We start from the raw sequence: 25,445 nt of genomic DNA on the forward strand, positions 1-25,445 counted from the left end.
CCCACCCCCTGCCCTTGCTTAGAGCGCACTCCACGTCGTTGGCTTGGTAGTCATGAAGTACACGCAGCTCGGACGCACAGGACTCAAGGTCAGCCGGCTCGTCCTCGGCACCATGAACTTCGGTCCGCAGACCGGCGAGGCCGACAGCCACGCCATCATGGACGCGGCGCTGGACGCGGGAATCAACTACTTCGACACCGCGAACGTGTATGGCTGGGGCGAGAAAAAGGGCCATACGGAAGAGATCATCGGGAGCTGGTTCGCCAAGGGCGGCGAGCGGCGGGACAAGACCGTGCTCGCGACCAAGGTGTACGGGAACATGGCCGCCGACGGCGACTCCTGGCCCAACCACGACAAGCTCTCCGCCGTGAACATCCGGCGGGCTGTGGACGCCAGCCTGAAGCGGCTCCAGACCGACTACATCGACATCTACCAGTTCCATCACGTCGACCGCGACACTCCCTTCGAGGAGATCTGGCAGGCGATCGACACCCTTATCCAGCAGGGCAAGATCCTCTACGTCGGGTCCTCCAACTTCCCCGGCTACAAGATCGCCCAGGCCAACGAGATCGCGGCGCGACGCGGCGGCACCATCGGGCTCGTCAGTGAGCAGTGCCTCTACAACCTCGCCGAGCGACGCGCCGAGATGGAGGTCATCCCGGCCGCGCAGGAGTACGGGCTCGGGGTCATCCCCTGGTCGCCGCTCCAGGGCGGACTGCTCGGCGGAGTCATCAAGAAGGAGATCCAGGGCGGACGCCGGGCGAGCGGCCGGGCGGCCGACACCCTCGCCAACCCGACCTCACGCGCGCAGATCCAGTCGTACGAGGATCTGCTGGAGAAGCACGGCCTGGAGCCCGGCGAGGCCGCCCTGGCCTGGCTGCTGACCCGTCCCGGCGTCACGGGCCCCATCGTCGGCCCGCGCACCGCCGAACAGCTCGAGTCCGCGCTGCGCGCCGTCGAGCTGGAGCTGAGCGAGGAGCTGCTGACCTCGCTCGACGAGATCTTCCCGGGTCCTGGGCCGTCGCCGGAGGCGTTCGCCTGGTAGCCCAGCCCTCAAAGGCACCGCGCACGGCCCGTGAGGGCAACGCACAGGGGGCGGCGGCGGGCTACTGCCCGACCGCCGCCGCCAGCGCCACCACGACGAACATCAGCACGAGCACGCCGGCCATGATCCGGTTACGAGTCTTGGGGTCCACGGCGTCGAGGTTATCCGGCCGCCGCAGCGCAACTTCAGGCGCCCGCCCCAGTGGCCAGCTTCCAGGCGCCTGCCCCGAGCGGCGAACTCAGGCACCCGCCCCCAGTGGCCGGCCTCACGCGCCCGCCCCCAGCGGCCACCGTGCCACCGTCTCGTAGCGGGGCTGCTCCCCCGGCACCCCCGACCTCGGCAGGTCGCTGCGTACGAGACACAGCTCCCCCACCGTCCACTCGCGCCCGGCGAAGGCGTCCAGGGCGGTGACGTACGCCGCGAAGTCGGCGTCGGAGCCGCTGCGGGCCACCGTGAGGTGCGGCCGGTAGCGGCGGTGATCCCCCATCGGGACGCGCGCCTTCCTGGCCGCCGCCTCCGCCCGGTCGGCGAGCAGCCGCAGGGCTGCGACGTCTCCCGACGCCCCCGCCCACAGCGCCCGCCCACCGAAGTGGCCACCACCGCGCAGGGAAAGGTCGAAGGGAGCGCTCCGGTGAGCCGCGCGGGCCAGCCGTTCCGAGAGGGCCGGTACGACGTCCTCGTCCACCTCGCCGTAGAAGGCAAGGGTGAAGTGCCAACCCGGGCGGCCCGTCCAGCGCAGCCCCTCCGCACCCGGCAGCCGCCGCAACTCGTCCACCACCGAGCCGAGTTCACTCACCACGCCCTCGGGTGGCAGCACAGCCGCGAAGAGTCTCATGCCGTCACCCCCGTCACGCCGCCGCCGTCAGCGGCTCCCGCTGCTCCTTCGGTACGAAGCGGACGTGGGGATGGCCGCGGTTCCAGCCGAGGGAGAGGCGCAGGCCGCCGAGGCGGGCCAGGACCAGGCCGATGGTGACCGCGGAAAGCGTCGAGATCAGCCCGCCGAGGGCGAAGCCGATGCGCGCGCCGTAGGCGTCGGTGACCCAGCCGACGAGGGGCGCGCCCAGGGGCGTACCGCCCATGAAGACCATCATGAACAGGGCCATGACGCGACCGCGCATGGCGGGGTCGGTGGCCATCTGGACCGAGGTGTTCGCGGTGACGTTGACCGTCAGACCGAAGAGGCCGATCGGGACCATGAGGAGGGAGAAGAGCCAGAGCGAGGGGGCCATGGCCGCCACCACCTCCAGGGCACCGAAGGCCACCGCCGCGGCGATCAGGACGCGCAGGCGAGCCGTGCCGCGGCGGGCGGCGAGCAGCGCGCCGGCCAAGGAGCCGACCGCCATCAGGATGTTGAAGAGGCTGTACGCGCCGGCGCCCGCGTGGAAGATGTCGTCCGCGTAGGCCGAGAGCCAGACCGGGAAGTTGAAGCCGAAGGTGCCGATGAAGCCGACCAGGACGATCGGCCAGAGCAGCTCGGGGCGGCCGGCGACGTAGTGGAGTCCTTCGCGGAGCTGGCCCTTGGCGCGCGGGGCTCGCTTGACCATGTGCAGGTCGCGGGTGCGCATCATCAGCAGGCCGGCGACGGGGGCCACGAACGACAGTCCGTTGAAGAGGAACGCCCAGCCGGTGCCCACGCCGGTGATCAGCACGCCCGCGACGGCGGGGCCGACCAGGCGGGCGGACTGGAAGTTGGCGGAGTTCAGGCTGACCGCGTTCTGCAACTGGTCCGGGCCGACCATCTCGGAGACGAAGGACTGGCGGGCCGGGTTGTCGAGGACCGTGACGAGACCGGCGGCGAAGGCGGCCAGGTAGACGTGCCAGACCTGGACGTGGCCGGAGAGGGTGAGGAAGGCGAGCGCGAGGCCGGTGACGCCCATGGCCGTCTGGGTGGCCAGCAGGGTCGGGCGCTTGCGGAGTCGGTCGACGAGGACGCCGCCGTACAGCCCGAACAGCAGCATCGGCAGGAACTGCAGGGCGGTGGTGATACCGACCGCGGCGGACGAGCCGGTCAGGCTCAGCACCAGCCAGTCCTGGGCGATGCGCTGCATCCAGGTGCCGGTGTTGGAGACGACCTGGCCCATGAAGAACAGGCGGTAGTTCCGGACCTTCAGCGAGCTGAACATCGACGAGGGGGTGGGCGGGGAGTCGTGGGTGGCTGGTGCGGGGGCGGAGTCTGCTCCGGGTCCCGAACTCAAAAGGGCTCGCCTCCTAGGCGTAGGGATATGCGGACAGCGTCGTCCTGAACGGTGGACGTCGTCGTCCTGAGGTGGTGGACGGCGTCGACCTGTCATGACGGACGGCATCGTCCTGTCATGGCGAACATCGTCGTCCTCCGGTGGTGGAGGGTGGCGGACATCGTCGTGCCGTCACCCCTGCGGCTGCGATTCAGATCTGTGCGAGCTTCTCCAGGACGGGAGCGGCCGCGCGGAGCTTGGCCCACTCGTCCTCGTCGAGGCCCTCGGCCAGGCCGGCCAGCCACGCGTTCCGCTTGCGGCGGGCCTCTTCGAGCATGGCCTCGGCCTTGTCGGTCTGCGTGACGACCTTCTGGCGCCGGTCGTCGGGGTGCGGCTCCAGCCTGACCAGTCCCTTGGCTTCGAGCAGCGCGACGATGCGGGTCATCGAGGGCGGCTGCACATGCTCTTTGCGGGCGAGTTCACCCGGCGTGGCATTGCCACAGCGGGCGAGGGTGCCGAGCACCGAGATCTCGGTGGGGCTCAGCGACTCGTCGACCCGTTGGTGCTTGAGTCGGCGCGACAACCGCATGACTGCGGAGCGGAGGGAGTTCACGGCGGCAGCATCGTCGCCATGGGCAAGGTCAGGCATGTTCCTTAGCGTAACTCATTACTCTCCCTAAAGACCACCGCCGTGCCCGCGAAACCGCAAACTGAATCTTCACGTCACTCATATGAGTGAGTCAGATCCGGAAAGTGACCCCTCACCCCACGGGGGAACGCGACCCTCGACTCCATGGGGACCAGCGTGCTCAGCCTGCGGATAGACGGGGAGCTGCTCAACCGGCTCCGACACCACGCCGCCAAACGCGGAATGAGCGTCCAGGACTATGTGGTCCGGACGCTCGTTCGCGACGACTTCGACGAGCGGTTCCAGACCGCGGTCGAGGAGACGGAGAAGTTCTACGGGGTTACGTGAGCCGGTGGATCACGTGAGCCGGTGGATCACGTGCCCCCCGTCCGGACAAGGCTCAGGTCAGACCCAGCGCCGGCATCAGGTAGTAGAACCCGAACACCGCCGCCACCACATACATCGCGACCGGGATGTCACGGCCACGTCCTGCCGTCAGGCGCAGCACCACGAAGGTGATGAAGCCCATACCGATGCCGTTCGTGATCGAGTACGTGAACGGCATCATCACCATCGTGATGAAGGCCGGGATGGCGATCGTGTGGTCCGCCCAGTCGATCTCCTTGATCGACCCCGCCAGGATCATGAAGCCGACCGCGAGCAGCGCGGGTGTGGCCGCCTGGGACGGGACCATGGTGGCGACGGGGGTCAGGAAGAGCGCGACGGCGAAGAGCGCGCCGGTGACGACGTTGGCGAAGCCGGTGCGGGCGCCCTCGCCGACGCCCGCCGTGGATTCGACGAAGCAGGTGGTGGCCGAGGAGGAGGTGGCGCCGCCCGCAGCGACCGCGATGCCGTCGACGAAGAGGACCTTGCTGATGCCGGGCATGTTGCCCTGGGCGTCGGTCAGCTTGGCCTCGTCGCTGACGCCCATGATCGTGCCCATCGCGTCGAAGAAGCACGACAGCAGGACGGTGAAGACGAAGAGGACGCCGGTCAGCACGCCGACCTTGCCGAAGCCGCCGAAGAGGCTGACCTTGCCGACGAGCCCGAAGTCCGGGGTGGCGACCGGGTTGCCGGGCCACTCCGGGGTGGTCAGACCCCAGGACGGGATCTTGGCGACGGCGTTGATGATCACGGCGAGGACGGTCATCGTGACGATCGAGATGAGGATCGCGCCGGACACCTTGCGCACCATCAGCGCGAGCGTGAGCAGCACGCCGAGGACGAAGACCAGGACGGGCCAGCCGTTGAGGTGACCATCGCCGCCGAGCTGGAGCGGGACGGTGGTCTGCGCGATGTCCGGGATGCGTGAGACGAAGCCGGAGTCGACCAGGCCGATCAGCATGATGAACAGGCCGATACCGATCGAGATGGCCTTGCGCAGGCCCAGCGGCACCGCGTTCATCACGCGCTCACGCAGACCGGTGGCGACCAGGAGCATCACGACGAGGCCCGCGAGGACCACCATGCCCATGGCGTCCGGCCAGGACATCCGAGGGGCGAGCTGGAGCGCGACGACCGTGTTCACGCCCAGACCGGCGGCCAGCGCGATCGGCACATTGCCGATGACACCCATGAGGAGCGTGGTGAACGCCGCGGTCAGCGCGGTCGCGGTGACCAGCTGGCCGTTGTCCAGCTGGTGCCCGTACATGTCCTTCGCGCTGCCGAGGATGATCGGGTTCAGCACGATGATGTAGGCCATGGCGAAGAAGGTGGCGAAACCGCCGCGGATCTCGCGCGGCAGCGTGCTGCCCCGCTCGGAGATCTTGAAGTAGCGGTCCAGGGCGCCCTGGCCGGGCCGGGGCTCCGGCTGCTCAGGGGTGGGGGCCTTGGTGAGGGCCGAGGTGGACATGCGTGACCTCATACGTACGGGGGCCTTGCTGGGCCGGTGGGCGCCGGGCGGGACGGCGCCGGGCTGGGAACTTGATCGAGTCTGGCTGTCGCGTGATCACCAGTGGGTTTCCTGAGTGTTTCCGTTGGTGTTTCGTACGAACAGAAAGAGCCAGACTCAGGCGGTTTCAGTATGAACATATGAGTCCTAAATCGCCATCTCCGCGCGTAGACCCTTGGTATACAAGGGTGTCCGCCGACCTGCGCGGAGAGCCGCGCGGGGTGCTCGTAAGCTGTCCCCATGGCGAAGTGGACCCCCAAGCACGAGGCGCCGGAGCCCCTGGAGGGGCCCGTCGTCGCCACCATCACCGGCCTCACGATTCTCTGGTTCGTCCTCTTCCTGGTGCAGCTGCCGTTCTACGGCTGGTTCGACGACCGTGGGCACACCTGGTGGGTGTGGACGTGCCTGGCCGGCGCGGGTCTCGGGCTGATCGGCATCTGGTACGTCCGGGGGCGCGAGGCGGCCCTCAAGCGCGCCGCGGAAGCCGACACCACCGCGGAGTAGTCAGCCACAGCCCCCGTAACTGCGGAGTAGTCAGCGGCAGCCCCCCGTAACTGCGGAGTAGCCAACTAAAACCCCTACAACCACCGCATCATTGACCGCCGCCCCCGTCCTCCCCAGGTCGGATCTTTGGGGCACTCAGCGGGTGAAGCCGTATATCCGCACGTACCGTCGAACGCATGACGCACATCGACGCGGGCGCCGAACTCGATCCCGTTCACCCTGTGCCCATGCCCGCCTCCCTCTCCGAGCGGGCGCAGGGGCTGTCCGCCGCCGAGGTGGCCGAACGGGTGGCGCGCGGTGAGGTGAACGACGTACCCGTGCGCAGCAGCCGCTCCGTGCGGGAGATCGTCCGCGCCAACGTCTTCACCCGGTTCAACGCGATCATCGGCGTGCTCTGGCTGGTCATGCTGTTCGTGGCACCGTTCCAGGACAGCCTGTTCGGGTACGTGATCCTCGCCAACACCGGGATCGGCATCATCCAGGAGTGGCGGGCCAAGAAGACCCTGGACTCGCTCGCGGTGATCGGCGAGGCGAAACCGACCGTACGCAGGGACGGGGTCGCCGCCGAGGTCAGTACGTCGCAGATCGTGCTCGGGGACCTGATCGAGATCGGGCCCGGGGACAAGATCGTCGTCGACGGTACGTGCGTGGAGGCCGACGGCCTGGAGATCGACGAGTCGCTGCTCACCGGTGAGGCCGACCCGGTGGTCAAGCAGCCCGGCGACCAGGTGATGTCGGGCAGCTTCGTGGTCGCGGGCGGCGGCGCGTTCACAGCGACGAAGGTGGGCCGGGAGGCGTACGCGGCGCAGCTGGCCGAGGAGGCGTCCCGGTTCACGCTCGTCCAGTCCGAGCTGCGAACGGGTATCTCCACGATCCTCAAGTACGTGACGTGGATGATGATCCCGAGCGCGATCGGCCTGGTCATCACCCAACTGGTGGTCAAGCAGAACGACTTCAAGGGCTCCGTCGCCCGGACGGTCGGCGGGATCGTCCCGATGGTCCCGGAGGGACTGGTCCTCCTCACCTCCGTCGCGTTCGCGATCGGAGTCATCCGGCTCGGCCGACAGCAGTGCCTGGTGCAGGAGTTGCCCGCCATCGAGGGGCTCGCCCGCGTCGACACCGTCTGCCTCGACAAGACGGGCACGCTCACCGAGGGCGGCATGGACGTCACCGAGGTGCGCCCCCTGGGCGGCAGCGACGAGAGTTACGTACGGAAGGTCCTCGGCTCGCTCGGTGAGTCGGACCCGCGGCCGAACGCGTCCCTGAAGGCGATCATCGACGCCTACCCGGACAGTGAGGACTGGCGCTGCACGGAGTCGCTGCCCTTCTCCTCGGCCCGCAAGTACAGCGGGGCGTCGTTCAGCGAGGGAAACGGCGAGTCGAGTACCTGGCTGCTCGGCGCCCCGGACGTGCTGCTGTCGGACCAGGATCCGGCGCTCGCCGAGACCGCGCGGCTGAACGAGGCGGGGCTGCGGGTGCTGCTGCTCACCCGGGCCACGAAGGACCTGGACGATCCCACCGTCAAGGAGGGCGCGAAGCCCACCGCCCTGGTCGTCCTTGAGCAGCGGCTGCGCCCGGACGCGGCGGACACCCTGCGGTACTTCGCGGAACAGGACGTCAAGGCCAAGGTCATCTCCGGCGACAACGCGGTGTCGGTGGGCGCGGTGGCCGGGAAGCTCGGGCTGAGCGGCGCGGTCGTGGACGCGCGCCATCTGCCCTCCGAGCAGGCTGAGATGGCGAAGTCGCTGGACGAGGGCACGGTGTTCGGCCGGGTCACCCCGCAGCAGAAGCGGGACATGGTGGGCGCGCTGCAGTCGAACGGGCACATCGTGGCGATGACCGGCGACGGCGTGAACGACGTACTGGCCCTGAAGGACGCCGACATCGGGGTCAGCATGGGCTCGGGCTCCGAGGCGACCCGCGCGGTGGCGCAGATCGTGCTGCTCAACAACAGCTTCGCGACGCTGCCTTCGGTGGTCGCGGAGGGCCGACGGGTCATCGGGAACATCACCCGGGTCGCGACGCTCTTCCTGGTGAAGACGGTCTACTCGGTGCTGCTGGCCATCCTGGTGGTGTGCTGGCAGGTCGAATACCCGTTCCTGCCACGCCACTTGACCCTGCTGTCCACCCTGACGATCGGCGTCCCGGCGTTCTTCCTCGCCCTCGCCCCCAACAAGGAGCGAGCGAGGCCCAACTTCGTACGGCGGGTCATGCGGTACTCGATCCCCGGGGGCGTCATCGCGGCGGTGGCGACCTTCATCACGTACCTGATCGCCCGTCACCGCTACACCGGGTCGGGCGCGTTGAGCGCGGAGACGAGCGCCGCGACGCTGACGCTCTTCCTGATCTCGATGTGGGTGCTGGCGATCGTCGCCCGGCCCTACACATGGTGGCGGATCGCCCTGGTCGCGACCATGGGCGGGGCGTTCCTGCTGGTGCTCGTCGTGCCGTGGCTGCAGAACTTCTTCGCGCTGAAGCTGGTCGGGGTGACGATGCCGTGGATCGCGGTGGGTATCGCGGCGGTGGCGGCGGTCGCCCTGGAACTCACGTGGAGATGGGTCGACCGCCGCGTTCCCGCGTAGTGGCGGGGCTGCTTACTTCACGTCGATGTAGTCACCCGTGGCGGTGGAGGCCGCGGTGGACGTGATGCCCGCGTAGGTGAAGCGGTAGTAGCCGTCGACCGAGGCCTTGACGGTGGTCTTCAGCGCGCCGCCCGCGGTCGACTTGATGCCCTTGACGTTGGTGTAGGTGGTGCTGTTCGCCTTGCGGAACTGCAGCGTCGCCGTCTGGCCGCTGAGACCCACGTACTTGTTCGTCTCCCAGTCGGCGCGCGTCAGCTTGCCGGTGACCGTGATGGTCTTGCCCTTCTTCACCGGCTCCGGCGCGGCGTTGACCGTCAGCTTCGACAGCCGCTGGACCTTGGGAGAGGTGAAGCCGCCCTGGTCGGCGACGCCGACCTTGGTGATGTCGAAGCTGGGGCTCGACGGGTCCTGGCCGTTGTACGCGTAGGCCAGGCCGGCGGCCTTCCAGGCGCCGGCGTCCGAGTTGATCAGGTAGCCCTCGTTGGCGTAGATGTCGATGTCGGCCACGCAGGAGGCGGTGGTCGACGAGGTGGGGGTGCAGGTGCCCGGGTCGTCGCCGAACTGCACGTTGTCCGGCGTGTCGAACGAGCCCTTGTAGATGTAGGGGCCGCTGAAGAAGTCCGCGGCGGTGATGTCGACGTCGGCGGCGTGGGTCAGCGTGTACGTGGCCGGGACGGTGACGTGGGTCGTGGCGCCGACGACGATCGACTTGCCCTTGTTCACCTTGACGTTGGAGAAGGTGGCGTCGAGGACGTACGGCTCGTCCACGGCGGCGGCAGAGGCGCTGAACGCGCTCTTGCCGGAGGTGGCGGTGTGGGCGGCTTCCCGCACCTTGGCGGCGTCCGCGCGGTAGGTGGAGGTGGAGCCGGAGTCGGCGGCGTGCGCGCCGGGTACGGCGAGGGCGGAGAGGGCCAGGGCGCCGGAGACGGCGGCCACGGTGGCTCTGATGCGCATGCGATCCCCAAGTGGAGAAAGGGGCCCGCCGGTGGTCGTCCTTACGGCTCGTGTCACACCTGGGGCCCAAGTGATGTCGGAGTCAGTTGACTCGGATGATGAGATGCGCGAAAGGATGTGAATGGTTGTACGGGTGTTGCGGATTTTGCCTACGAATGACGAACGGCCCCCGGGGGAAACCCAGGGGCCGCTCGCAGGGCACTTCCAGTACTTCAGGTTGTGCGAGTTCGACTACTTGACGTCGACGTAGTCACCGGCGGTGGTGACCGTGGCGGTGCTCGTGATGCCCTTGTAGGAGAAGCGGTGGTAACCGTCGACGGACGCCTTGACGGTGGTCTTCAGGGCGCCGCCCGTGGTGGACTTGATGCCCTTCACGCTCGTGTAGGTGCTGCTGCTCGCCTTGCGGAACTGCAGGCCCACCGACTGGCCACTGACGCCGGCGTACTTGCCGGTCTGCCAGTCGGCGCGCGTCAGCTTGCCGGTGACCGTGATGGTCTTGCCCTTCTTCACCGGCTCCGGAGCGGCGTTGACCGTCAGCTTCGACAGCCGCTGGACCTTCTGAGTCTTGTAGAAGTCGTTCCAGTAGATCTCGCCGTCATTGGACAGGGCGCCCACGGTGACGTGCCAGTTACCGGCCAGCGCGTTGGCGTACAGGTCGCCGATGCCGTCTTCCGTGTTGAAACCGGGTGTGGCCGTGATGGTGAGCTTGCAGCTCGACGTCGTGGTGTTGACGACCGTGCACTTGGCCGCCTCCTCGTTCGGCGGGAGCCAACCGTCGAAGTCGCTGTCGACGCTCGTTCCGTGCCACAGGTCGATGTAGGCGTCCGCGATGCCGCTGGCGTGGCTGGCGGTCAGCGACACGGTGAACGTCTTGGCGGCGGTGGTGCCGACGACCACGTTCTTGTTCGCGTTCACCGAGACGTTGGAGAAGGTGAAGGCGGCGGCGGCCGTGCTGAACCCCGACTTGGCGGACGGGGTACCGAAACGCTCCGCGGCACTCGGCCGGTCCAGGCTCACGCCACCCTGCGCGTCGGCCTGCGCTGCCGGGATGACGAGGGCGGAGAGGGCCAGGGCGCCGGTGACAGCGGCCACGGTGGCTCGTATACGCATGTGTTCCCCACGTTGAAGGGGCCCCGAGCGCTGGTCGTTCCCTACGGCTCGTCGTCGGCACGGGACCCAAATGATCATGTGAACCTGTTGGCTCACATGATCAGACGGGTAACGGAGGTGAATAGTTGTACGACTGGTGAGGGATTTGTGCGCAAGATGGCAAAGCAGTCGCGCCTGCTGATCGCGATCGCGGTCAGTCGAACCAGCGGTCCCGCTCCAGTTCCTCCGTGCGGGACGGGTCCTCCAGGAGGGCCGCGACCTCGAAGCGGCGGGGCCACTGTCCTGCCGCCCAGGCGAGGGCGGCGGCGACGCCCTCCAGGGTGGCGGCGTGCAGCACCCCGTCCCGGGTGCGGAGCCAGTCCAACTCGACGCCGTCGACGAGCAGTTCCTCGTGCTCGGTGTACGACGCCGGGGTGGCGGGACCGAGCAGCACCCGCACCGGCTCCGGTACGTCGTGCTCGGCGCCCTCGGAGCCGACCTCGCCCGTCACCGACTCGCTCAGCCGCCGCACCTGGAACAGCTCAGCGAGTTCGGCGGCCCGCGCCGGCCGTACCGGGAGCAGCGGCACGCCGCTCGTGAAGGGCAGCAGGTCAGGTGAGTCCACGACCATGGCGTCCGCCGCGTCCACGACGGTCACCTGCCCGTCGACCACGGCCCGCAGCTCGTCCGGCAGGGTGACCTGCTCGGGGTCGAGGTCGGCCAAGGCGCCGTAGAGGGCGTGCAGTTGGGCGCCGGAGACCTCGCGGTCGGGGTCGGCGAGGCGGTCCAGGAGCTCGGCCGCGCCGCCGGGTTCGTCGAGGAGGGCGGCGACGGAGGTCCGTACGCCCAGCGCCCGCAGTACCTGCTCGTCCTCGAAACCGCTCGCGTCGGCGGCGTCGTAGAGACCGTGCAGGAGCGGGTCACCGCCGGCGGACCGCAGCCCCGCCGGGCGACGCCCGTCGAGGACGGGATGTCCACGCAGCCACCAAGCCGTGTACGACCGTACGATCTCGTGCGTCCCGTCCGGCAGCAACAGCCGCACCGGTTGCGTGATCGCGTCCCGCAGCGGCGGCTGCGACAGCAGGGCGAGGGCCTGCGGCCAGCGGTCGTCGTCGACGAGATCCAGGTCCCGTACGGCGACGATCTCGGTGGCGACGGGCGGCACAGGTGTGTCGGGCAGCCGGTCGAGGACGTCCTCGCACCACACGTCGACGGCGTCGAGGAGACCCGCGTCATCAGGCTCCGCGAAGTCGGAGTCGCGCGGCTCCAGTTCGTCCGGGTCGAGGACGACATCGGTGGCGCGTACGAGGGTGAAGTTGGCGAGGACGCCACAGGCGGCCAACGGCTGCTCGCCCCAGCGGTCGGCCAACTCGGCGTCGACGGAGGCCAGTTCGTCCTCGCGCATGACCTGGGCGAACGGGCTGCCGGGCAGGACCAGTTCGCCCGCGGGCACCAGCTCGCCCTCCTCGTCGGGGAGGGCGAGGGCGCCGAGCCAGGGCTCGTCACCGGGTTCGAGACCGGCGGCGCGGACGAGCGCGAGGACGGTGTCCGCCAGCTCCTCGGCGTCCGGGGTGTCCTCGTCCCAGCCGACGCCCTCGTCGTCCAGCGAGGCCGCTACGGCGGCGCGCACCTGCGGGGTGGTGAGAACCGCGCGGGGTGTGGCCGGAAGGGCGCCCAGCTTCTCCAGGAGCGGGTGGGCGGCGTCCGGGTGGGCGACCTTGAGGCCGAGCCTGGCGAGGGTGTCCGGGGCGGCGGTCCGGGCGTCGTCGGCGAGGGGCAGCAGGACCTGCCGGGGGCCGATGGTCGTACGGCCGTCCGCGAGCGGCACGGGCAGCCCGGAGAGCCGGTCGGGATCGACGCCGGAGAGGCTGTCGTACAGCCGCCGCCACCAGCCCGGGTCCTTCTCCAGACCCGCCAGCCGGTCCACGGCCTCGGTGAGCGGGACCCGGGCGACACCCAACGTCCGCAGTTCCGCCCGGCGTTCGAGCCCGGCGGGCAGCAGGCTGGGCAGCACCTCGGCGAGTACCTGGACGGTCTCGGCGCCGGCGCCCTCGACGACCTCGGCGTCACGGGGACGCAGGGCGGCGGGGTTGTCCGCGACACCAGTGCCGATGCCGACGCCGGTGTCGGCATCGGGCCAGTCGGCGGGGGTCTCCGAGGCGGCGGTGTCCGGCGGGGCCGCGGGCGGCAGGAACGCGGTGCGCGGCAGCCGCTCCAGGATCGCCTGCCGCAGGGAGCCGTCCAGTTCGCCCTTGCCGAGCGGGCCGGGCACCAGGTCGATGATCCCCGTGGCCACCGGGCTCCAGGCGGCGAGCAGTTCGGCGTACGCGTCCGCCGCGCGCTCCACGATGAAGCCGGTGAGGGGGCCCGGGGCCGCGTGGCGGCGGGTGGTGTCGAGCGGGAGGGAGGCGATCAACAGCGCCGGTACGCCCAGGGGTTCGTCGCTCGGCGTCGGCGCGTGCACGACGGGGCTGGTGCGGGGCTTGGCCGGAGCGCCTTCGGCGTCCACAGGGACGGCCCAGGTCACGGACCAGTGCGGGCGCAGCCGTTCCTCGACCGGGCGGTCGGCGAGCAGGGCGGGTTCGAGGGCGCCGTGGTGGAAGACGGTGCGCCAGCGGGTGGTGCCGTCGCGGGAGTCCTCGATGACGGCGCCGTGCTCGTCGGCGCGACGGCGCAGGGTGCGCACCTCGCCGTCGCCGATCTCCACGACGACCTCTTCGAGGCCGGGCAGCGCGAGGAGCAGCGCGTCGTCGACGTTCCGCAGGAGGCGTTCGGCGAGGTCCTGCGCCGCGGGATCCCGCAGCGGGAGGATCACGGCGGTGTCGTACGAGTCCGGGGCCGTGCCCTCAGCCGCGAACGGCAGCCGGAGCAGGGGCACATGGCCGTCGCGGCGGCGGATCTCGTCGCCCAGGCCGGGGCTGTGGCGGGCGGTCTCCGAGGCCAGGTCGCGGGCCTCGGCGAGGGACCAGCGGACGCCACCGTGCCGGCCCACCACCGCGGGTTCGTCGGCCACCGCGAGGACCGCGGCGAAACCGACGCCGAAGCGGCCGACGGCTGTGTCGTCGGCGTCCCGCTTCGCGGAGGCGCGGAGCGTGGAGAGCGACTCGACGCCCGTCGCGTCGACGGGGGCGCCGGTGTTGGCCGCGACGAGTACGCCATCCCGGAGGGTGAGACCGAGGCGGCCGGGGACTCCCGCCCGGGCCGCGGCATCGGCGGCGTTCTGGGCGAGCTCGACGACCAGGCGGTCGCGGTATCCGCCGAGTACCAGGTCCTCCTCGGCGTTGGCGTCCTCGCGGAACCGGGCCGGGCTTGTCGCCCAGGCGTCCAGTACCCCGCGTCGTAGGCGCGCCGTCCCGAACGGGTCCGCGCCCTCAGCTGCCGGCCGCACGAACTTGCTCACGGTGGTCACTCTCCTCTTGCGGTACCGCGACTGCCCGGTGGGGTCGACCGTCGCCGCATGAAGGTACCGCGCGCTGGGCGGACGCCCTGCGCGGGTGCGGTCTCTCACGAGGCCAGGCTCGGAAAACCCGCTCGTCGGTCTCGTGAACGCCGAGGTCAAACCGCTGCGTCCTCAGGCGTGACCCGGGGAACGCCGGGCGGCGAGGGTCTCGCCGAGGCGGTCCAGGAGGAGGAAGAAGACGGGGAGGCAGAAGAGGGGGATGCCCAGGAGGAGCAGGAACGAGAGCGTGGGCCGGTCGGTGAAAATCATCCAGAAGTCGCGGACGAACAGGGCGACCACGACGACCAGGCTGGCGCCCAACGCCCGCTGCCACGCCGTGCGCCGTCGCGCCCCTCGCCGGACGCGCTCCTCCACCTCGGGCCGCGTCTCAAGGGACGTGAGCCCGAGCCTTACGGCGGTGGCGCACAGGTCAGCGGCCTCGGCGATCGGGTCGTCCCGCTGAAGCTCGTCGAGGTGGGGAAGGCTAACCCGGCGCCCGTCGGTGCGGTAGAGATACGCCTGCCAGTGGGGGCTGCCCCGCCTGTTGTTCTCGACCCGAATGCCGTAGATCTCGGTCCAGGCCCAGGTGCGGGTGCGCAACGGCCCTCGTACGGTGACTCCGTCGGCCGTGACGAACGTCCGCGCCCGCCACTGGTCCAGGGCCACCCGGACACCGCCGAACAGCCAGAGCGCCGGGACCATCAGGCCCGAGGCCTTCTGTCCGGACAACGTCGTCGCGTTCAGCACTCCGACGGTGGCTATCACCGCCACGGCCACCAGACTGACGTACGCCGCCGGCACAACCCGCCGCCCGCGGTACTCCCGCTCGATCCCGTCGTCCATCGCAACTCCCCCGCTTTCAAGGCCCTGCATGGCAGACGCACGAGGGCGGGGGGATGTTATATCCGGTCGCTGTGTACGCGTCCGGGCCGGAGCGCGCGGGTCAGATCCGGGGGCCCCGGGACGCGTACGGCACGAAGTCGGCCCAGGCCTGGGGGGTGAGGGCGAGTTGGGGGCCGGTGGTGAGGCACTTGGAGTCGCGGACGTGGATGGTGCGGGGGGTTACCGCGATCTCGACGCAGGAGTCTCCCTGGGTACCGCCGCTGTAGCTGCTCTTGAACCAGTCCAGCGCGATCTCCACGCAGGAGTTTCCATCGTTGCCGCTGCTGTAACTGCTCTTGAACCACGCCAGTTCGGAGGCGTCCCCGGTGGAGGCCTTGCGGATCATGTTTCTCCCAGCAATTGCTCGATGAAGACCAGGGACTCCCGTGGGGTGAGTGCCTGCGCCCGGATGATGCCATACCACAGTTCAAGGATGCGGAGTTGTTTCGGTTCTGAAGTCGGGCGACCGCTGTACGCACCGTCAGCTCGCCCCACTGCCGTCCCCTCCGGGAACTTCAACAACTCGATCCTGCCGTCCAACCCGGGATGGGCTTCTGTGTTCGTCGGCATGACCTGAAGCGTGACATAGCGCAACCGCCCTACCTCCAGCAGACGTTCGAGCTGCTGTCGCCACACCATTGTGCCCCCGACCCGTCGACGCAACGGCGCCTCCTCCAGGACGAAGTGGATGGAAGGAGCCGGGTCCCGTTCGAAGACTGACTGTCGGGCCAGACGAGCAGCCACCATGCGTTCCACGTCGTCCGGCGAGTACGGCGGCTGTGCTGCCTCGATCACGGTCCGCGCGTGATCCGGCGTCTGCAACAGTCCAGCGATGATGTTGCACTCGTACACCCCGATCTCGACCGCCATGGCCTCCAACTTGCCCAGCTCCCGCACCTTCTTCGGATACCGGACCCTCTTGACGTCCTCCCACGTCGCCGCGATCAGCCCACCCGCCCCCAACACCTCGTCCGCCCTGTCCAGATACTCCTGCCGAGGGATCCGCTTCCCTCCCTCGATCTTGTAGACCAGGTCCTCGCCGTACCCGACCGCCTCCCCGAACTCGGCGGCCCGCATCCCCACCGCCTCGCGCCGCAGCTTGAGCTGCCGCCCCACCGTGGCGATGACCGCGACTCCCCACTCGTCGTCCGGATCCACCTCCCAACCCGGCTCGTCCGCCTCGGTCCTGAGCCGACCCGCGCCCGTGTCCACCGACATCCCGCACCCCTCCGTCGTACGACCGTGCCGCAACGCCCCTACCCGCACGACCGCCCCCGACAGCCCGGACACCACCGGACAAGCTCCGGACAGTCACCGTACGCATCGGCGTCGTCACTGTTCACGGTAAGCGTGCGCGGCCACGCTGAGTGACGTGAACCAGGAAACCTCCACCCTCATCCGCAACTTCAGCGTGCCTCTGTCCTCAACACCACGCGGAGCCCGTCTCGCTCGCCTGCTCGCCACGGAGCAACTCCGCGACTGGGGGCTCCCGTTGGACCCGGCGGCGCACATCGTGGCGGAACTGGCGGCGAACGCGGTCACGCACGGCCGGGTCCCGGGCCGGGACTTCCGGCTCACGCTCTACGTCGTCGGCGACACCCTCCGTATCGAGGTCACAGACACCAGAGGCGACCGCGCCCCGCACGCTCAACACCCCGCCGCCGACGCGGAGTCGGGCCGGGGGCTGCTCATCGTGGGCGCCCTCGCCGACCGCTGGGGCACGAACACGGGTCCGCACCCTCGCAAGACCGTATGGGCCGAAGTCGCCCTCCCGTCCCCGTCACCACCGAAGCTCAGTCCTCTGAGCTCCGGTGACATGGGCGGTCTTTCCCAAGGACCACTGGGGAGAAAGGACCACCACCAAGCCCCACCCCTCCCGCCCGCAGCGCAAACTCACTCGCGAGAGTGAACATCACCAACTCGGCTGGATTCGCCCCCGGTTGCCTGCCCTACGCTCAGCGCGACAACCGCAGACCACTGCGGACATACAACGGCCCTCGCCGGGACTGGCATCCCAATGCGAGGGCCTGACCACCAAGGAAGACAGACCCCTTCCCGATGGACACGCAAAACCCTAGCGCCCCCGCGCGCCCCCAGTCCCGTACTCGGGCCAGGAATCGCCCCCACTCCGGAGTGATTCACGACAACGCCCGCCACACCGAGCGCTTCACAGTGATCGGCAACCACCTGGCCCAGCACCCGGAACTCTCCGGCCTGGCGATCGGACTGGGCGTTCACATCCAGTCCCTCCCCACCGGCGCCGCCGCCGACATCAAGACCCTCGCGGCCCGCTTCCCGGAGAGTCCGGCCCGTATCGCCGCCGCCCTGCGGGAGTTGGAAGCCCACGGCTATCTGCGCCGCACCCGCGAACGCGTTCCCGGCGGCCGCATCGTCACCCGGACCGTGTCCTGCAACCGGCCCGGGCACCGCGACCAGGCCTCCGACGCCCCGAAGCCGCCGCGCCGACGCCCGGACGCCGCCCCGCCCCGCAAGAAGCTCCCGCCCGTCCCACAGCCCGCCTACTCCTCCCCCACCCTCCTCCAGACGGCCACCGACCTCCTGTCCGGCCTCCGCCGCCAGGACCCCCGCCTGCTCCTCTCCGCGACCGACGCCGAACACCTCGCGCCCGGCGTCGCCGCCTGGCTGGAGCGCGACCTCACCCCCACCGCCGTACGCCACGCCCTGGCAGCGGACCTGCCGCCCGAGGACCTACGCCGCCCGGCAGCCTTCCTCGCCCACCGCCTGGCCGCCCAACTGCCACCCCTGCCGCCGTTCCGAGCCCCGGCCCCACCCCCGGACGTACGGCATCCGCTCCAGAACTGCGACGGCTGCGACCACGCCTTCCGCTCCCCCACCCCCGGCCGCTGCCGCGAATGCCGGGCTCCTGTTCCCACAGCCGTCCGATGAAAAGCTCCCGTCTCTCTCGCTCCCCAGCCTCCTGTCACCCCGGACGGATACCCTGGCCCGGGCATCCCCTGGAGGACACCATGAGCACTCAGGCCGATCACGGACACGAGCTGATCCCCCGCCCCGAGCAGGCCCCCGACGCCCTCCGTGCGGCCCTGGCCATCGTCGATCCCGGCCGCCTGGAAGAGATGCAGGCCATGAAGGACGAGGCATTCGCCAAGGCAGTCGAGTGGCAGTCCCTCAGCCCGGTGCGGAGCTGGGTCCTGATCTGGGCCAGAGACATCGAGATCGCACGCCGCCCCGACCTGTCCTCTCGCCACGCCCGGGCCAAGGGCAACTTGGAACACGAGGATCCGGCAATCGCCAAGGAAGCCCTGAAGGAGCTCAGCGCTCTCCTGGACGAAGCCATGAGAGCAGTACGCGAGTGACCTGGAAGTGGGAGTACGCCTTCGGCGCCGAGGAAGCCGCCCGCACCGCCCCCGCCGCCTTCCTCTCCGAAGTACGGAGCAAGGCGGCTGAACTCGTCAGAGCTGCTGAGTCGCTCCACGTCCACGGCCGTGCCTACGCCGGAACGGACCCGAAGGGCGGCGACGTCATCGTGCCAGGCGGCATGTTCACGTATCAGGTCGTCGTGCGTAGCGAGCGCGTCTACGTCGTCCAGATCACCTACATGGGTTTCTGAACCTCCGGCCGGGAGGGACGCGCACGCCCACGGTCCCGACCTACGAGTGCCCCAACTCCGCCGCGGCCTCGTCCGAGACCTCCGGCACCGACCCCGAGTCCGCCGCCGGCCGCAGCGGGAAGGGGTCCACCCGGGTCTCGTCGATCACGTGCGGCGCCGGACGCGGTGGTGCGGGCATGACCGCGGCCTCCGAGTGGCCGCCGCAGCCGTAGGCGAGGGAGACGACATGCCCGTCAGCCGGCGAGAACTCGTTCGCGCAGACTCCGAACGCCTGACCGAGCGAGCCCCCGATCCGGTTGAGGAACCCACAGCTGACGCACGCCGCCGGCGCGGCCTGCGCCATGGGCGTCTTCGGCCCGTACGACTCCTCCCAGCGGTCCGCCGCGACATGCAGTCCGTACCGCGACAGGACACGCGCACGCCGCAGCCCCAGCTCCTCGGCGACCGACGCGATCGAACCGCGCATCGGTGCGAGGAGCAGGCCCGCGGGCGTCACACCCGAGACCTCGGCGTCCTCCGCCTCCACCAGCTCGGCCATCTCCTCGGAGAGGGGAGAGTTCGGCGGGGGCTCGTCCTCACCGGTGTAACCCGGCTCCAGGCGCAGATCCTCGGCGTCCGTGGGCAGCAGGTCACCGGGACCGAGGTCACCGGGGCGCAGCCGCTCGCTCCACGGCACCCACTCGGGGGCGAGGAGGGAGTCGGGGCCGGGCAGCAGGACCGTCTCGTCGAGGGTGACGAGCTTCGCGCGGGAGGCGCGGGCGACGGTCACGGCCCAGCGCCAGCCGCGGTAGCCCATCTCCTTGCACTCGAAGAAGTGCGTGACGACCCGGTCGCCTTCGGAGACGAGTTCCACATGCTCGCCGACGACGCCGGGTGCGGCTGCCTCCTCGGCGGCGGCACGGGCGAGGTCGACCGCCTCGGCGCACAGGCGGTCGGGGGTGCGGCTTCGCGTGGTCGCTGCGCTCACAGGTATCGCTTCTCTCCTACGCCGTCTCACGGGTGCGCCATTCCACGGCGGGGGTGCGGACGGAGCGGACCGGAGGACCGCGTCGACGTCCGCGCCCGATCGCACTCGGGCGCACCTACGCCATCCATTCTGCGGGATGACCGAGAGGCGCGCGGCCGAGAACAATCGCCACTGGCGCGCTACGCACGCTACCTTCTCCTGGCCCCTGGGCCCACACCGGCGGGCCTCTTCGGCGCTCCGCGCCGGGTTTTTCGCCGCTCCGCGGCCCTGATCCCCCGCCGCTCCGCGGCCGATTCCCCGCCGCTCCGCAGCGGTCTTTCCCACCCACGCGCCCGTCTCGGTCGGCTGGAAAGCACCGAAAAAACCCAACCCCCCGAGCACCCCCACCCCACCCCACTCGGCCCCCATACGCGCGGTAACCGCACTACGCACGCCCATCTCGGGGCACTATGACGGGGTGGCAGCCGCAAGGTCGCCCCACGGAGCCACCGGGATCGGTGGCTCCAAGGGGAGTAGCCGAGGTGGCGGATCGGCCCGGGTGAGCGGGTCCGTCCGTGCGGTCGGTCGTGCCCTGCACTTCCCGGTGACGGGGACGGCGCGCGGCATCCGCAAGGCGACGCACGCGCACGGGGCGGGCGAGTCGGGGCTCGGAAAACTGATCGAGCTGCACGGGGTGAACGGCGCGGGCGACGTCATGATCACCGTCGCCCTGGCCTCCACCGTCTTCTTCTCGGTGCCCACGGACGAGGCCCGCGGCCGCGTCGCGCTCTATCTCGCCATCACCATGGCGCCCTTCACCCTCCTCGCCCCCGTGATCGGCCCGCTCCTGGACCGCCTCCCGCACGGCCGCCGCGCCGCGATGGCGGGCGCGATGCTCGCCCGGGCCTTCCTCGCGCTGCTGCTGTCGGGCGCGGTGGTGACCGGTGGCATCGAGCTGTATCCCGCCGCGCTGGGCGTACTGGTGTCGTCGAAGGCGTACGGAGTGGTGCGCAGCGCCGTCGTGCCACGCCTGCTACCACCGGGGTTCTCCCTGGTCAAGGCGAACTCCCGGGTCACTCTCGGCGGGCTGCTCGCCACCGGTGTGGCGGCGCCGATCGGGGCGGGGCTGCAGGCGCTCGGCCCGCGCTATCCGCTCTACGGCGCCTTCGTGATCTTCATCGCGGGGATGTTCCTGTCGTTCTCGCTGCCGCCGAAGGTGGACTCGGCCAAGGGCGAGGACAAGGCGCTGCTGGCGGCGGACCCGGAGCATCTGCACGGGCCGCACCTGAAGAAGGTCCCGCGCCCCGGGCTGCGTACCGTCGGCACCGCCGTCACGCACGCCCTCGCGGCGAACGCCGCCCTCCGCGGCCTCTCCGGCTTCCTGATCTTCTTCCTCGCCTTCCTGATGCGCGAGCACCCGCTGACCGGGGCCAGCGCGGCGGCCTCACTGGCGATAGTGGGCGTCTCGGCGGGCGCGGGCAACGCGCTCGGCACGGCGGTCGGAGCTTGGCTGAAATCGCGCGCTCCCGAGATCATCATCGTGACGGTCGTCGCGTTCGTGCTGGCGGCCGCGGTCATCGCCGCCGTGTTCTTCGGCGCGGTCCTGGTGGCCTGTCTGGCCGCGATCGCCGGCTTCGCGCAGGCCCTCGCCAAACTGTCCCTGGACGCGCTGATCCAGCGGGACGTGCCCGAACTCGTCCGTACGTCGGCCTTCGCGCGCTCCGAGACCATCTTGCAGATGGCCTGGGTCATCGGCGGCGGTATCGGCATGGCACTGCCCCTGAACGGCACGCTCGGCCTCTCCGTGGCCGCCGCGATCGTCGCCACCGGCTGGCTCACCACCGTGCGGGGGCTGATCGGGGCGGCCCGGCGCGGTGGCTCCTCGCGGCCACGCGTGGAATAACCGCGACAAGCGCGCCGGACTCGGCACGACGTACGGGCCAGACTCGGCACGACGTACGCGCCGGACGCGGTACGCCGTGCGCGCCGGACGCGGCACGCCGTACCCCACGTGGGGGAAGCGGTGGGCCTGCCCGATAACCTTCGCCCATGACCTCTGGATTCAGCGCCGCGCGCCGCCGTCGCGCCGTCGCCGCCGTCGGAGCCGTATCCGCCGGACTTCTCGTCCTGTCCGCCTGTGACAAGCCGACGCCGCTGGCCACCATCACGGTCGGCGACAACTCGGTGAGCTCCGAGACCGACTGCTACAACGACGGCAAGGAGGTGAAGGCCGATGAGCTGGCCAAGTGCCTCAAGGCCAAGGGCATCAAGTCCATCAAGGTCGACCCCGACGAGACCGTGCGGTTCGGTGTGGACCCCGACATCGCGGACAAGGGCTGGACGATCCTGATGAACGGTCAGGCGCTGACCGACTCCAGCAAGAAGACGTACCGCACGATCCCGGGCAGCGTGTTCTTCAACGCCCAGTACGGCGCCAGCGGCGACTCCACGCTCGTCTCCATCAAGGAGGGCGACACGACGGTCACCGGTCTGTGGTCCTTCACGCTCAAGAAGGACTCCTGACCACGCCTTCCGTACCCGCTGTACGTGTCCTGGTAGCCACCGCGGTCCCGGTCGAACGGGACGCGGTGGCGCGGGCGTTCGCGCACCGGCCCCTGCTTGAGGTCCCGCTCCCCGGAGTGACCCTCCACCGAGCCGGTGCCCACGACCTGCTCGCCGCCGGCGTCGGCCCCGCTCTCGCCGCCGCGTCCACCGCCGCCGCGCTCACCGCGGCCGCCCTGGCGGACACCCCGTACGACCTCGTCATCTCCACGGGCATCGCCGGCGGTTTCCAGCCCGACGCGCCCGTCGGCTCCCTCGTCGTCGCCGACGAGATCACGGTGGCGGACCTGGGCGCCGAGACCGCGGACGGCTTCGTGCCCGTCACCGAACTCGGCTTCGGGGCCGTCAGCCACCGTCCGCCCCCCTCACTCGTACGAGACCTCGTGGCGGCCACAGGTGGACGCGCGGGGACGGTCCTGACCGTGTCCACCGTCACCGGCAGCGCCGCCCGAGCCGCCGAACTGCGCGCACGCCACCCCCGCGCCCTCGCCGAGGCGATGGAGGGCTTCGGGGTCGCCGAGGCCGCCGCCGCGCACGGCGTGCCCGTGCTGGAGCTGCGCGCGGTCTCCAACCCCGTCGGCCCGCGCGACCGCGCCGCCTGGCGCGTCGGCGAGGCACTCACGACACTCACCGAGGCCTTCGGGAAGCTCGCGCCCGTACTGGAGAGTTGGAACCCACATGAGCCCCATGACCGCACGAACTGAGCCCCTGCAGATCGCGTACTCGCCCTGCCCGAACGACACCTTCGTCTTCGACGCCTGGGCCCACGACCGCGTGCCCGACGCGCCCGCGCTCGACGTCACCTTCGCGGACATCGACATCACCAACGGCATGGCCGAGCGCGGCGAGTTCGACGTGCTGAAGGTGTCGTACGCCGTGCTGCCGTACGTCCTCGACGAGTACGCGCTGCTGCCCTGCGGGGGCGCGCTGGGCCGGGGCTGCGGCCCTCTGGTGCTGACCAGGGAGGCGGACGCGGACCTTACGGGCCGTACGGTCGCGGTGCCGAGCGAGCGGTCGACGGCGTATCTGCTCTTCCGCCTCTGGGCCGCGGACACGCTCCCCGGCGGAGTCGGCGAAGTCGTGGTCATGCCGTTCCACGAGATCATGCCCGCCGTGCGGGACGGGAAGGTCGACGCGGGACTCGTCATCCACGAGGCGCGATTCACGTACCAGAACTACGGGCTGCACAAGCTCGCCGACATGGGCGAACACTGGGAGCGGACGACCGGCCTGCCCATCCCGCTGGGCGCGATCATCGCCAAGCGCTCGCTGGGCGAGGAGCGGCTGACGGCGCTCGCCGCGGCGGCCCGTACGTCGGTCCGGATGGCCTGGGACGACCCGGAGATCTCCCGCCCCTACGTCCTGGAACACTCCCAGGAAATGGACCCCGCCGTCGCCGACCAGCACATCGGCCTGTACGTGAACGAGTTCACGGCCGACCTGGGCGACGACGGATACGCCGCGATCAGGGGACTGCTGACCCGGGCGGCTGCCGAGGGGCTGGTGCCGCCCCTCGGCCCGGACGCGCTGAACTTCCCGTAGACCGCAGGACCGCTGGACCACGCTGAACTTCCCACTGGATGCCGGATGTGGGATGTGGGATGTGGGATGTGGATACGGGTTTGCGAGGAGATTCGGGTTTATACGTCGAGCTGGTCGGCGACCGCTCGCAGCAGGCCCGCGATCTTGCTGCCGGAGGCCTTGTCGGGGTAACGGCCCCTCTCCAGCATTGGCGTGATGTTTTCGAGGAGAGTCGTCAGATCCTGGACGATGGACGCCAGTTCGTCCGGCTTACGGCGCTGCGCGACCGCCACGGAAGGGGTCGGGTCCAGGAGGACCACCGAAAGCGCCTGGTCGCCGCGTTGGCCGGCGACGACGCCGAACTCGACGCGCTGACCGGGCTTGAGGACTTCGACTCCGGCGGGCAGGACCGAGGAATGAACGAAGACGTCGCCGCCGTCGTCGCGGGAGAGAAAGCCGAAGCCCTTCTCGCTGTTGAACCACTTGACCTTGCCGGTAGGCACGTCTGTCCTCGTCCTCGTACTCGTCGGGAAACTGCTCTGAAAACTGCTGGGTAGTGCTTTGCAACTGCTCGGCTCGTTCGCGGCAACTGCTCGGAAACAGCTCTGGATAGCACTACAGCGGGTCGTCGGACCCGCCGGTACCAAGGCTAATGGTCCGGCGGCTGCTGACAAGACGTCGCCGGATTGTTCCTTCGCGCTGGGAACTACCCTGGTCGGGTGCGTGACAAAACCCAAGCGAATTCCGTCGAACCCGGTGACCGGCTGATCCGTGCCGGTGCCATCGTGTTCTTCCTCGGCGCCGTGGCCACTCTGGTCACCGTGGCCCCGCTGTTGCTCGATACGACGCCTTTCCCTACATACATGTTCGGATTGAGCATGCTCATGGGCGTCGGCTTCCTGGTGGCCGGAGCGGGGGTGTTCCAGTCGCTCGCCGCGGGACGCCGTCAGGCGCGCGACGGCGCCTCTCGGTAGTCCGTCAGGCGCGCGAGGGCGCCTCTCGGTAGTCCGTCAGCCACGACGGGAACTCCGTCAGGTCGGCGAGCACCACGTCCGCGCCCGCCGCGCGCAGTTCCGCGGCGTCGCACGGGCCGGTGGCGACCGCGACGGAGTACGCGTCCGCGGTGTGCGCGCCGCGTACGTCGCCGGTGTGGTCGCCGACGTACACGCTCGCGCCGTGTTCGCGCAGCGCCTGCGCCTTCTGCTCCGCCCACAGGTTGCCGACCACCGCGTCCGCGTCGATCCGCAGGTGCTTCAGGTGCAGCTTGGCGTTGGGCTCCCACTTCGCGGTGACGACGATCGCGCGGCCGCCCGCCGCCTGTACCGCCGTGACGGCCTCGCGGGCGCCGGGCATCGCGGGGGTGGCCGCGATCGCGTACGTCGGGTACATCTCGCGGTAGACGTCCGCCACGGCGGCGACCTCGTCCGCGGGGAACCAGTTGATGAGCTCGTCCTCCAGGGGCGGCCCGAGCCGCGTGATGACCAGGTCGCAGTCGATGTACGTCCCCGTCCGCGCCGAGAGCGCCTCGTAGCAGGCGTAGATCCCGGGCCGGGAGTCGATCAGCGTCATGTCGAGGTCGAAGCCGACGGTGAAGGGGGTGCGGGGGCGCGATGTCATATGGGTCATTGTGCCCAGGGGG

General features: G+C 70.1%; 26 protein-coding genes. 13 read left to right on the top strand and 13 right to left on the bottom strand.

The window, feature by feature from the left end:
- Positions 1-52: 52 nt before the first annotated feature.
- Complete coding sequence (locus tag AB0N66_RS13035; protein WP_365432496.1) at positions 53-1,045, top strand: aldo/keto reductase; 993 nt, start codon at positions 53-55, stop codon at positions 1,043-1,045.
- A gap of 265 nt (positions 1,046-1,310) precedes the next feature.
- On the opposite strand, the gene thpR is transcribed toward AB0N66_RS13035, so the two are convergent.
- From thpR to AB0N66_RS13050, 3 genes are all read right to left on the bottom strand, one after another.
- Positions 1,311-1,880: an RNA 2',3'-cyclic phosphodiesterase gene (gene thpR / locus AB0N66_RS13040; protein WP_365432499.1), complete on the bottom strand. Its 570-nt coding sequence runs from the start codon at positions 1,878-1,880 to the stop codon at positions 1,311-1,313.
- Between the two features lie 13 nt (positions 1,881-1,893).
- A complete protein-coding gene (locus tag AB0N66_RS13045) occupies positions 1,894-3,168 on the bottom strand; it encodes an MFS transporter (RefSeq protein ID WP_365432502.1) in 1,275 nt (424 codons plus the stop codon).
- A gap of 262 nt (positions 3,169-3,430) precedes the next feature.
- Positions 3,431-3,868: a MarR family transcriptional regulator gene (locus AB0N66_RS13050; protein WP_365432505.1), complete on the bottom strand. Its 438-nt coding sequence runs from the start codon at positions 3,866-3,868 to the stop codon at positions 3,431-3,433.
- Positions 3,869-4,012: 144 nt separating this feature from the next.
- Between AB0N66_RS13050 and AB0N66_RS13055 the strand changes: the two genes are divergently transcribed.
- Positions 4,013-4,195: a ribbon-helix-helix protein, CopG family gene (locus AB0N66_RS13055; protein WP_365432508.1), complete on the top strand. Its 183-nt coding sequence runs from the start codon at positions 4,013-4,015 to the stop codon at positions 4,193-4,195.
- A 52-nt stretch (positions 4,196-4,247) separates the two neighbouring features.
- Here AB0N66_RS13055 and AB0N66_RS13060 read toward each other — a convergent pair whose 3' ends face one another.
- Entirely contained in the window at positions 4,248-5,699 is a 1,452-nt protein-coding gene (locus tag AB0N66_RS13060; RefSeq protein WP_365432511.1) for an NCS2 family permease, read from the bottom strand.
- Between the two features lie 279 nt (positions 5,700-5,978).
- Between AB0N66_RS13060 and AB0N66_RS13065 the strand changes: the two genes are divergently transcribed.
- Complete coding sequence (locus AB0N66_RS13065; RefSeq protein WP_365432514.1) at positions 5,979-6,242, top strand: DUF2530 domain-containing protein; 264 nt, start codon at positions 5,979-5,981, stop codon at positions 6,240-6,242.
- 176 nt (positions 6,243-6,418) lie between these two features.
- The gene (locus AB0N66_RS13070; protein WP_365432517.1) at positions 6,419-8,824 is read left to right on the top strand and encodes an HAD-IC family P-type ATPase; all 2,406 of its coding nucleotides are present in this window, start codon (positions 6,419-6,421) and stop codon (positions 8,822-8,824) included.
- A 12-nt stretch (positions 8,825-8,836) separates the two neighbouring features.
- Here the strand turns inward: AB0N66_RS13070 and AB0N66_RS13075 are convergent, their stop codons facing one another.
- From AB0N66_RS13075 to AB0N66_RS13100, 6 genes are all read right to left on the bottom strand, one after another.
- On the bottom strand, positions 8,837-9,778 hold the full coding sequence (locus tag AB0N66_RS13075; RefSeq protein WP_365432520.1) for a hypothetical protein: 942 nt from the start codon (positions 9,776-9,778) through the stop codon (positions 8,837-8,839).
- A gap of 231 nt (positions 9,779-10,009) precedes the next feature.
- Positions 10,010-10,888 carry a calcium-binding protein gene (locus AB0N66_RS13080; protein ID WP_365432523.1) on the bottom strand — a complete coding sequence of 293 codons (879 nt, stop codon included), beginning with the start codon at positions 10,886-10,888 and terminating at the stop codon, positions 10,010-10,012.
- A 193-nt stretch (positions 10,889-11,081) separates the two neighbouring features.
- The gene (locus AB0N66_RS13085) at positions 11,082-14,267 is read right to left on the bottom strand and encodes a molecular chaperone Hsp90 (RefSeq protein WP_365432526.1); all 3,186 of its coding nucleotides are present in this window, start codon (positions 14,265-14,267) and stop codon (positions 11,082-11,084) included.
- A 171-nt stretch (positions 14,268-14,438) separates the two neighbouring features.
- Positions 14,439-15,149, bottom strand: a complete 711-nt coding sequence (locus AB0N66_RS13090; RefSeq protein WP_365432529.1) for a PH domain-containing protein — start codon at positions 15,147-15,149, stop codon at positions 14,439-14,441.
- A gap of 100 nt (positions 15,150-15,249) precedes the next feature.
- A complete protein-coding gene (locus AB0N66_RS13095) occupies positions 15,250-15,534 on the bottom strand; it encodes a DUF397 domain-containing protein (protein ID WP_365432532.1) in 285 nt (94 codons plus the stop codon).
- Positions 15,531-16,406, bottom strand: coding sequence for a helix-turn-helix transcriptional regulator (locus AB0N66_RS13100; RefSeq protein WP_365432535.1), 876 nt, complete (start codon positions 16,404-16,406; stop codon positions 15,531-15,533). The genes AB0N66_RS13095 and AB0N66_RS13100 overlap by 4 nt, the downstream gene beginning before the upstream one ends.
- 154 nt (positions 16,407-16,560) lie before the next feature.
- Between AB0N66_RS13100 and AB0N66_RS13105 the strand changes: the two genes are divergently transcribed.
- From AB0N66_RS13105 to AB0N66_RS13120, 4 genes are all read left to right on the top strand, one after another.
- A complete protein-coding gene (locus AB0N66_RS13105; RefSeq protein WP_365432538.1) occupies positions 16,561-17,097 on the top strand; it encodes an ATP-binding protein in 537 nt (178 codons plus the stop codon).
- A gap of 149 nt (positions 17,098-17,246) precedes the next feature.
- Positions 17,247-18,095, top strand: coding sequence for a helix-turn-helix domain-containing protein (locus AB0N66_RS13110; protein ID WP_365432541.1), 849 nt, complete (start codon positions 17,247-17,249; stop codon positions 18,093-18,095).
- An 80-nt stretch (positions 18,096-18,175) separates the two neighbouring features.
- The gene (locus AB0N66_RS13115) at positions 18,176-18,523 is read left to right on the top strand and encodes a hypothetical protein (protein WP_365432544.1); all 348 of its coding nucleotides are present in this window, start codon (positions 18,176-18,178) and stop codon (positions 18,521-18,523) included.
- Positions 18,520-18,777, top strand: a complete 258-nt coding sequence (locus AB0N66_RS13120; protein WP_365432547.1) for a hypothetical protein — start codon at positions 18,520-18,522, stop codon at positions 18,775-18,777. Before AB0N66_RS13115 ends, AB0N66_RS13120 begins: the two co-directional genes overlap by 4 nt.
- A gap of 40 nt (positions 18,778-18,817) precedes the next feature.
- Here AB0N66_RS13120 and AB0N66_RS13125 read toward each other — a convergent pair whose 3' ends face one another.
- Positions 18,818-19,744 (bottom strand): DUF3027 domain-containing protein, encoded by a 927-nt coding sequence (locus tag AB0N66_RS13125; protein ID WP_365432550.1) that lies wholly within the window; start codon positions 19,742-19,744, stop codon positions 18,818-18,820.
- Positions 19,745-20,201: 457 nt separating this feature from the next.
- Between AB0N66_RS13125 and AB0N66_RS13130 the strand changes: the two genes are divergently transcribed.
- The 4 genes from AB0N66_RS13130 to AB0N66_RS13145 all read left to right on the top strand — a co-directional run bounded on the left by AB0N66_RS13130 (position 20,202) and on the right by AB0N66_RS13145 (position 23,827).
- On the top strand, positions 20,202-21,626 hold the full coding sequence (locus AB0N66_RS13130) for an MFS transporter (protein WP_365432553.1): 1,425 nt from the start codon (positions 20,202-20,204) through the stop codon (positions 21,624-21,626).
- A gap of 146 nt (positions 21,627-21,772) precedes the next feature.
- Positions 21,773-22,246, top strand: coding sequence for a DUF2771 domain-containing protein (locus AB0N66_RS13135; RefSeq protein WP_365432556.1), 474 nt, complete (start codon positions 21,773-21,775; stop codon positions 22,244-22,246).
- A complete protein-coding gene (locus AB0N66_RS13140) occupies positions 22,216-22,989 on the top strand; it encodes a futalosine hydrolase (RefSeq protein ID WP_365432559.1) in 774 nt (257 codons plus the stop codon). The genes AB0N66_RS13135 and AB0N66_RS13140 overlap by 31 nt, the downstream gene beginning before the upstream one ends.
- Positions 22,973-23,827 (top strand): 1,4-dihydroxy-6-naphthoate synthase, encoded by an 855-nt coding sequence (locus AB0N66_RS13145; RefSeq protein WP_365432562.1) that lies wholly within the window; start codon positions 22,973-22,975, stop codon positions 23,825-23,827. Before AB0N66_RS13140 ends, AB0N66_RS13145 begins: the two co-directional genes overlap by 17 nt.
- 98 nt (positions 23,828-23,925) lie before the next feature.
- Here the strand turns inward: AB0N66_RS13145 and AB0N66_RS13150 are convergent, their stop codons facing one another.
- Positions 23,926-24,309, bottom strand: coding sequence for a cold-shock protein (locus tag AB0N66_RS13150; RefSeq protein WP_365432565.1), 384 nt, complete (start codon positions 24,307-24,309; stop codon positions 23,926-23,928).
- Positions 24,310-24,525: 216 nt separating this feature from the next.
- Between AB0N66_RS13150 and AB0N66_RS13155 the strand changes: the two genes are divergently transcribed.
- Positions 24,526-24,780 (top strand): hypothetical protein, encoded by a 255-nt coding sequence (locus tag AB0N66_RS13155; protein ID WP_365432568.1) that lies wholly within the window; start codon positions 24,526-24,528, stop codon positions 24,778-24,780.
- Between the two features lie 4 nt (positions 24,781-24,784).
- On the opposite strand, the gene AB0N66_RS13160 is transcribed toward AB0N66_RS13155, so the two are convergent.
- Complete coding sequence (locus AB0N66_RS13160) at positions 24,785-25,432, bottom strand: haloacid dehalogenase-like hydrolase (protein WP_365432571.1); 648 nt, start codon at positions 25,430-25,432, stop codon at positions 24,785-24,787.
- Positions 25,433-25,445: the final 13 nt, after the last annotated feature.

The sequence above is a fragment of the Streptomyces sp. NPDC093544 genome (assembly GCF_040683495.1).
Lineage (GTDB): Bacteria > Actinomycetota > Actinomycetes > Streptomycetales > Streptomycetaceae > Streptomyces.

What these genes read in the sequence shown, in the direction of transcription:
- AB0N66_RS13035 (WP_365432496.1), top strand. Translation starts at nt 53, where the DNA reads ATGAAGTACACGCAGCTCGGACGCACAGGACTCAAGGTCAGCCGGCTC.
- thpR (WP_365432499.1), bottom strand. Translation starts at nt 1,880, where the DNA reads ATGAGACTCTTCGCGGCTGTGCTGCCACCCGAGGGCGTGGTGAGTGAA.
- AB0N66_RS13045 (WP_365432502.1), bottom strand. Translation starts at nt 3,168, where the DNA reads ATGTTCAGCTCGCTGAAGGTCCGGAACTACCGCCTGTTCTTCATGGGC.
- AB0N66_RS13050 (WP_365432505.1), bottom strand. Translation starts at nt 3,868, where the DNA reads ATGCCTGACCTTGCCCATGGCGACGATGCTGCCGCCGTGAACTCCCTC.
- AB0N66_RS13055 (WP_365432508.1), top strand. Translation starts at nt 4,013, where the DNA reads ATGGGGACCAGCGTGCTCAGCCTGCGGATAGACGGGGAGCTGCTCAAC.
- AB0N66_RS13060 (WP_365432511.1), bottom strand. Translation starts at nt 5,699, where the DNA reads ATGTCCACCTCGGCCCTCACCAAGGCCCCCACCCCTGAGCAGCCGGAG.
- AB0N66_RS13065 (WP_365432514.1), top strand. Translation starts at nt 5,979, where the DNA reads ATGGCGAAGTGGACCCCCAAGCACGAGGCGCCGGAGCCCCTGGAGGGG.
- AB0N66_RS13070 (WP_365432517.1), top strand. Translation starts at nt 6,419, where the DNA reads ATGACGCACATCGACGCGGGCGCCGAACTCGATCCCGTTCACCCTGTG.
- AB0N66_RS13075 (WP_365432520.1), bottom strand. Translation starts at nt 9,778, where the DNA reads ATGCGCATCAGAGCCACCGTGGCCGCCGTCTCCGGCGCCCTGGCCCTC.
- AB0N66_RS13080 (WP_365432523.1), bottom strand. Translation starts at nt 10,888, where the DNA reads ATGCGTATACGAGCCACCGTGGCCGCTGTCACCGGCGCCCTGGCCCTC.
- AB0N66_RS13090 (WP_365432529.1), bottom strand. Translation starts at nt 15,149, where the DNA reads ATGGACGACGGGATCGAGCGGGAGTACCGCGGGCGGCGGGTTGTGCCG.
- AB0N66_RS13095 (WP_365432532.1), bottom strand. Translation starts at nt 15,534, where the DNA reads ATGATCCGCAAGGCCTCCACCGGGGACGCCTCCGAACTGGCGTGGTTC.
- AB0N66_RS13100 (WP_365432535.1), bottom strand. Translation starts at nt 16,406, where the DNA reads ATGTCGGTGGACACGGGCGCGGGTCGGCTCAGGACCGAGGCGGACGAG.
- AB0N66_RS13110 (WP_365432541.1), top strand. Translation starts at nt 17,247, where the DNA reads ATGGACACGCAAAACCCTAGCGCCCCCGCGCGCCCCCAGTCCCGTACT.
- AB0N66_RS13115 (WP_365432544.1), top strand. Translation starts at nt 18,176, where the DNA reads ATGAGCACTCAGGCCGATCACGGACACGAGCTGATCCCCCGCCCCGAG.
- AB0N66_RS13135 (WP_365432556.1), top strand. Translation starts at nt 21,773, where the DNA reads ATGACCTCTGGATTCAGCGCCGCGCGCCGCCGTCGCGCCGTCGCCGCC.
- AB0N66_RS13145 (WP_365432562.1), top strand. Translation starts at nt 22,973, where the DNA reads ATGACCGCACGAACTGAGCCCCTGCAGATCGCGTACTCGCCCTGCCCG.
- AB0N66_RS13160 (WP_365432571.1), bottom strand. Translation starts at nt 25,432, where the DNA reads ATGACCCATATGACATCGCGCCCCCGCACCCCCTTCACCGTCGGCTTC.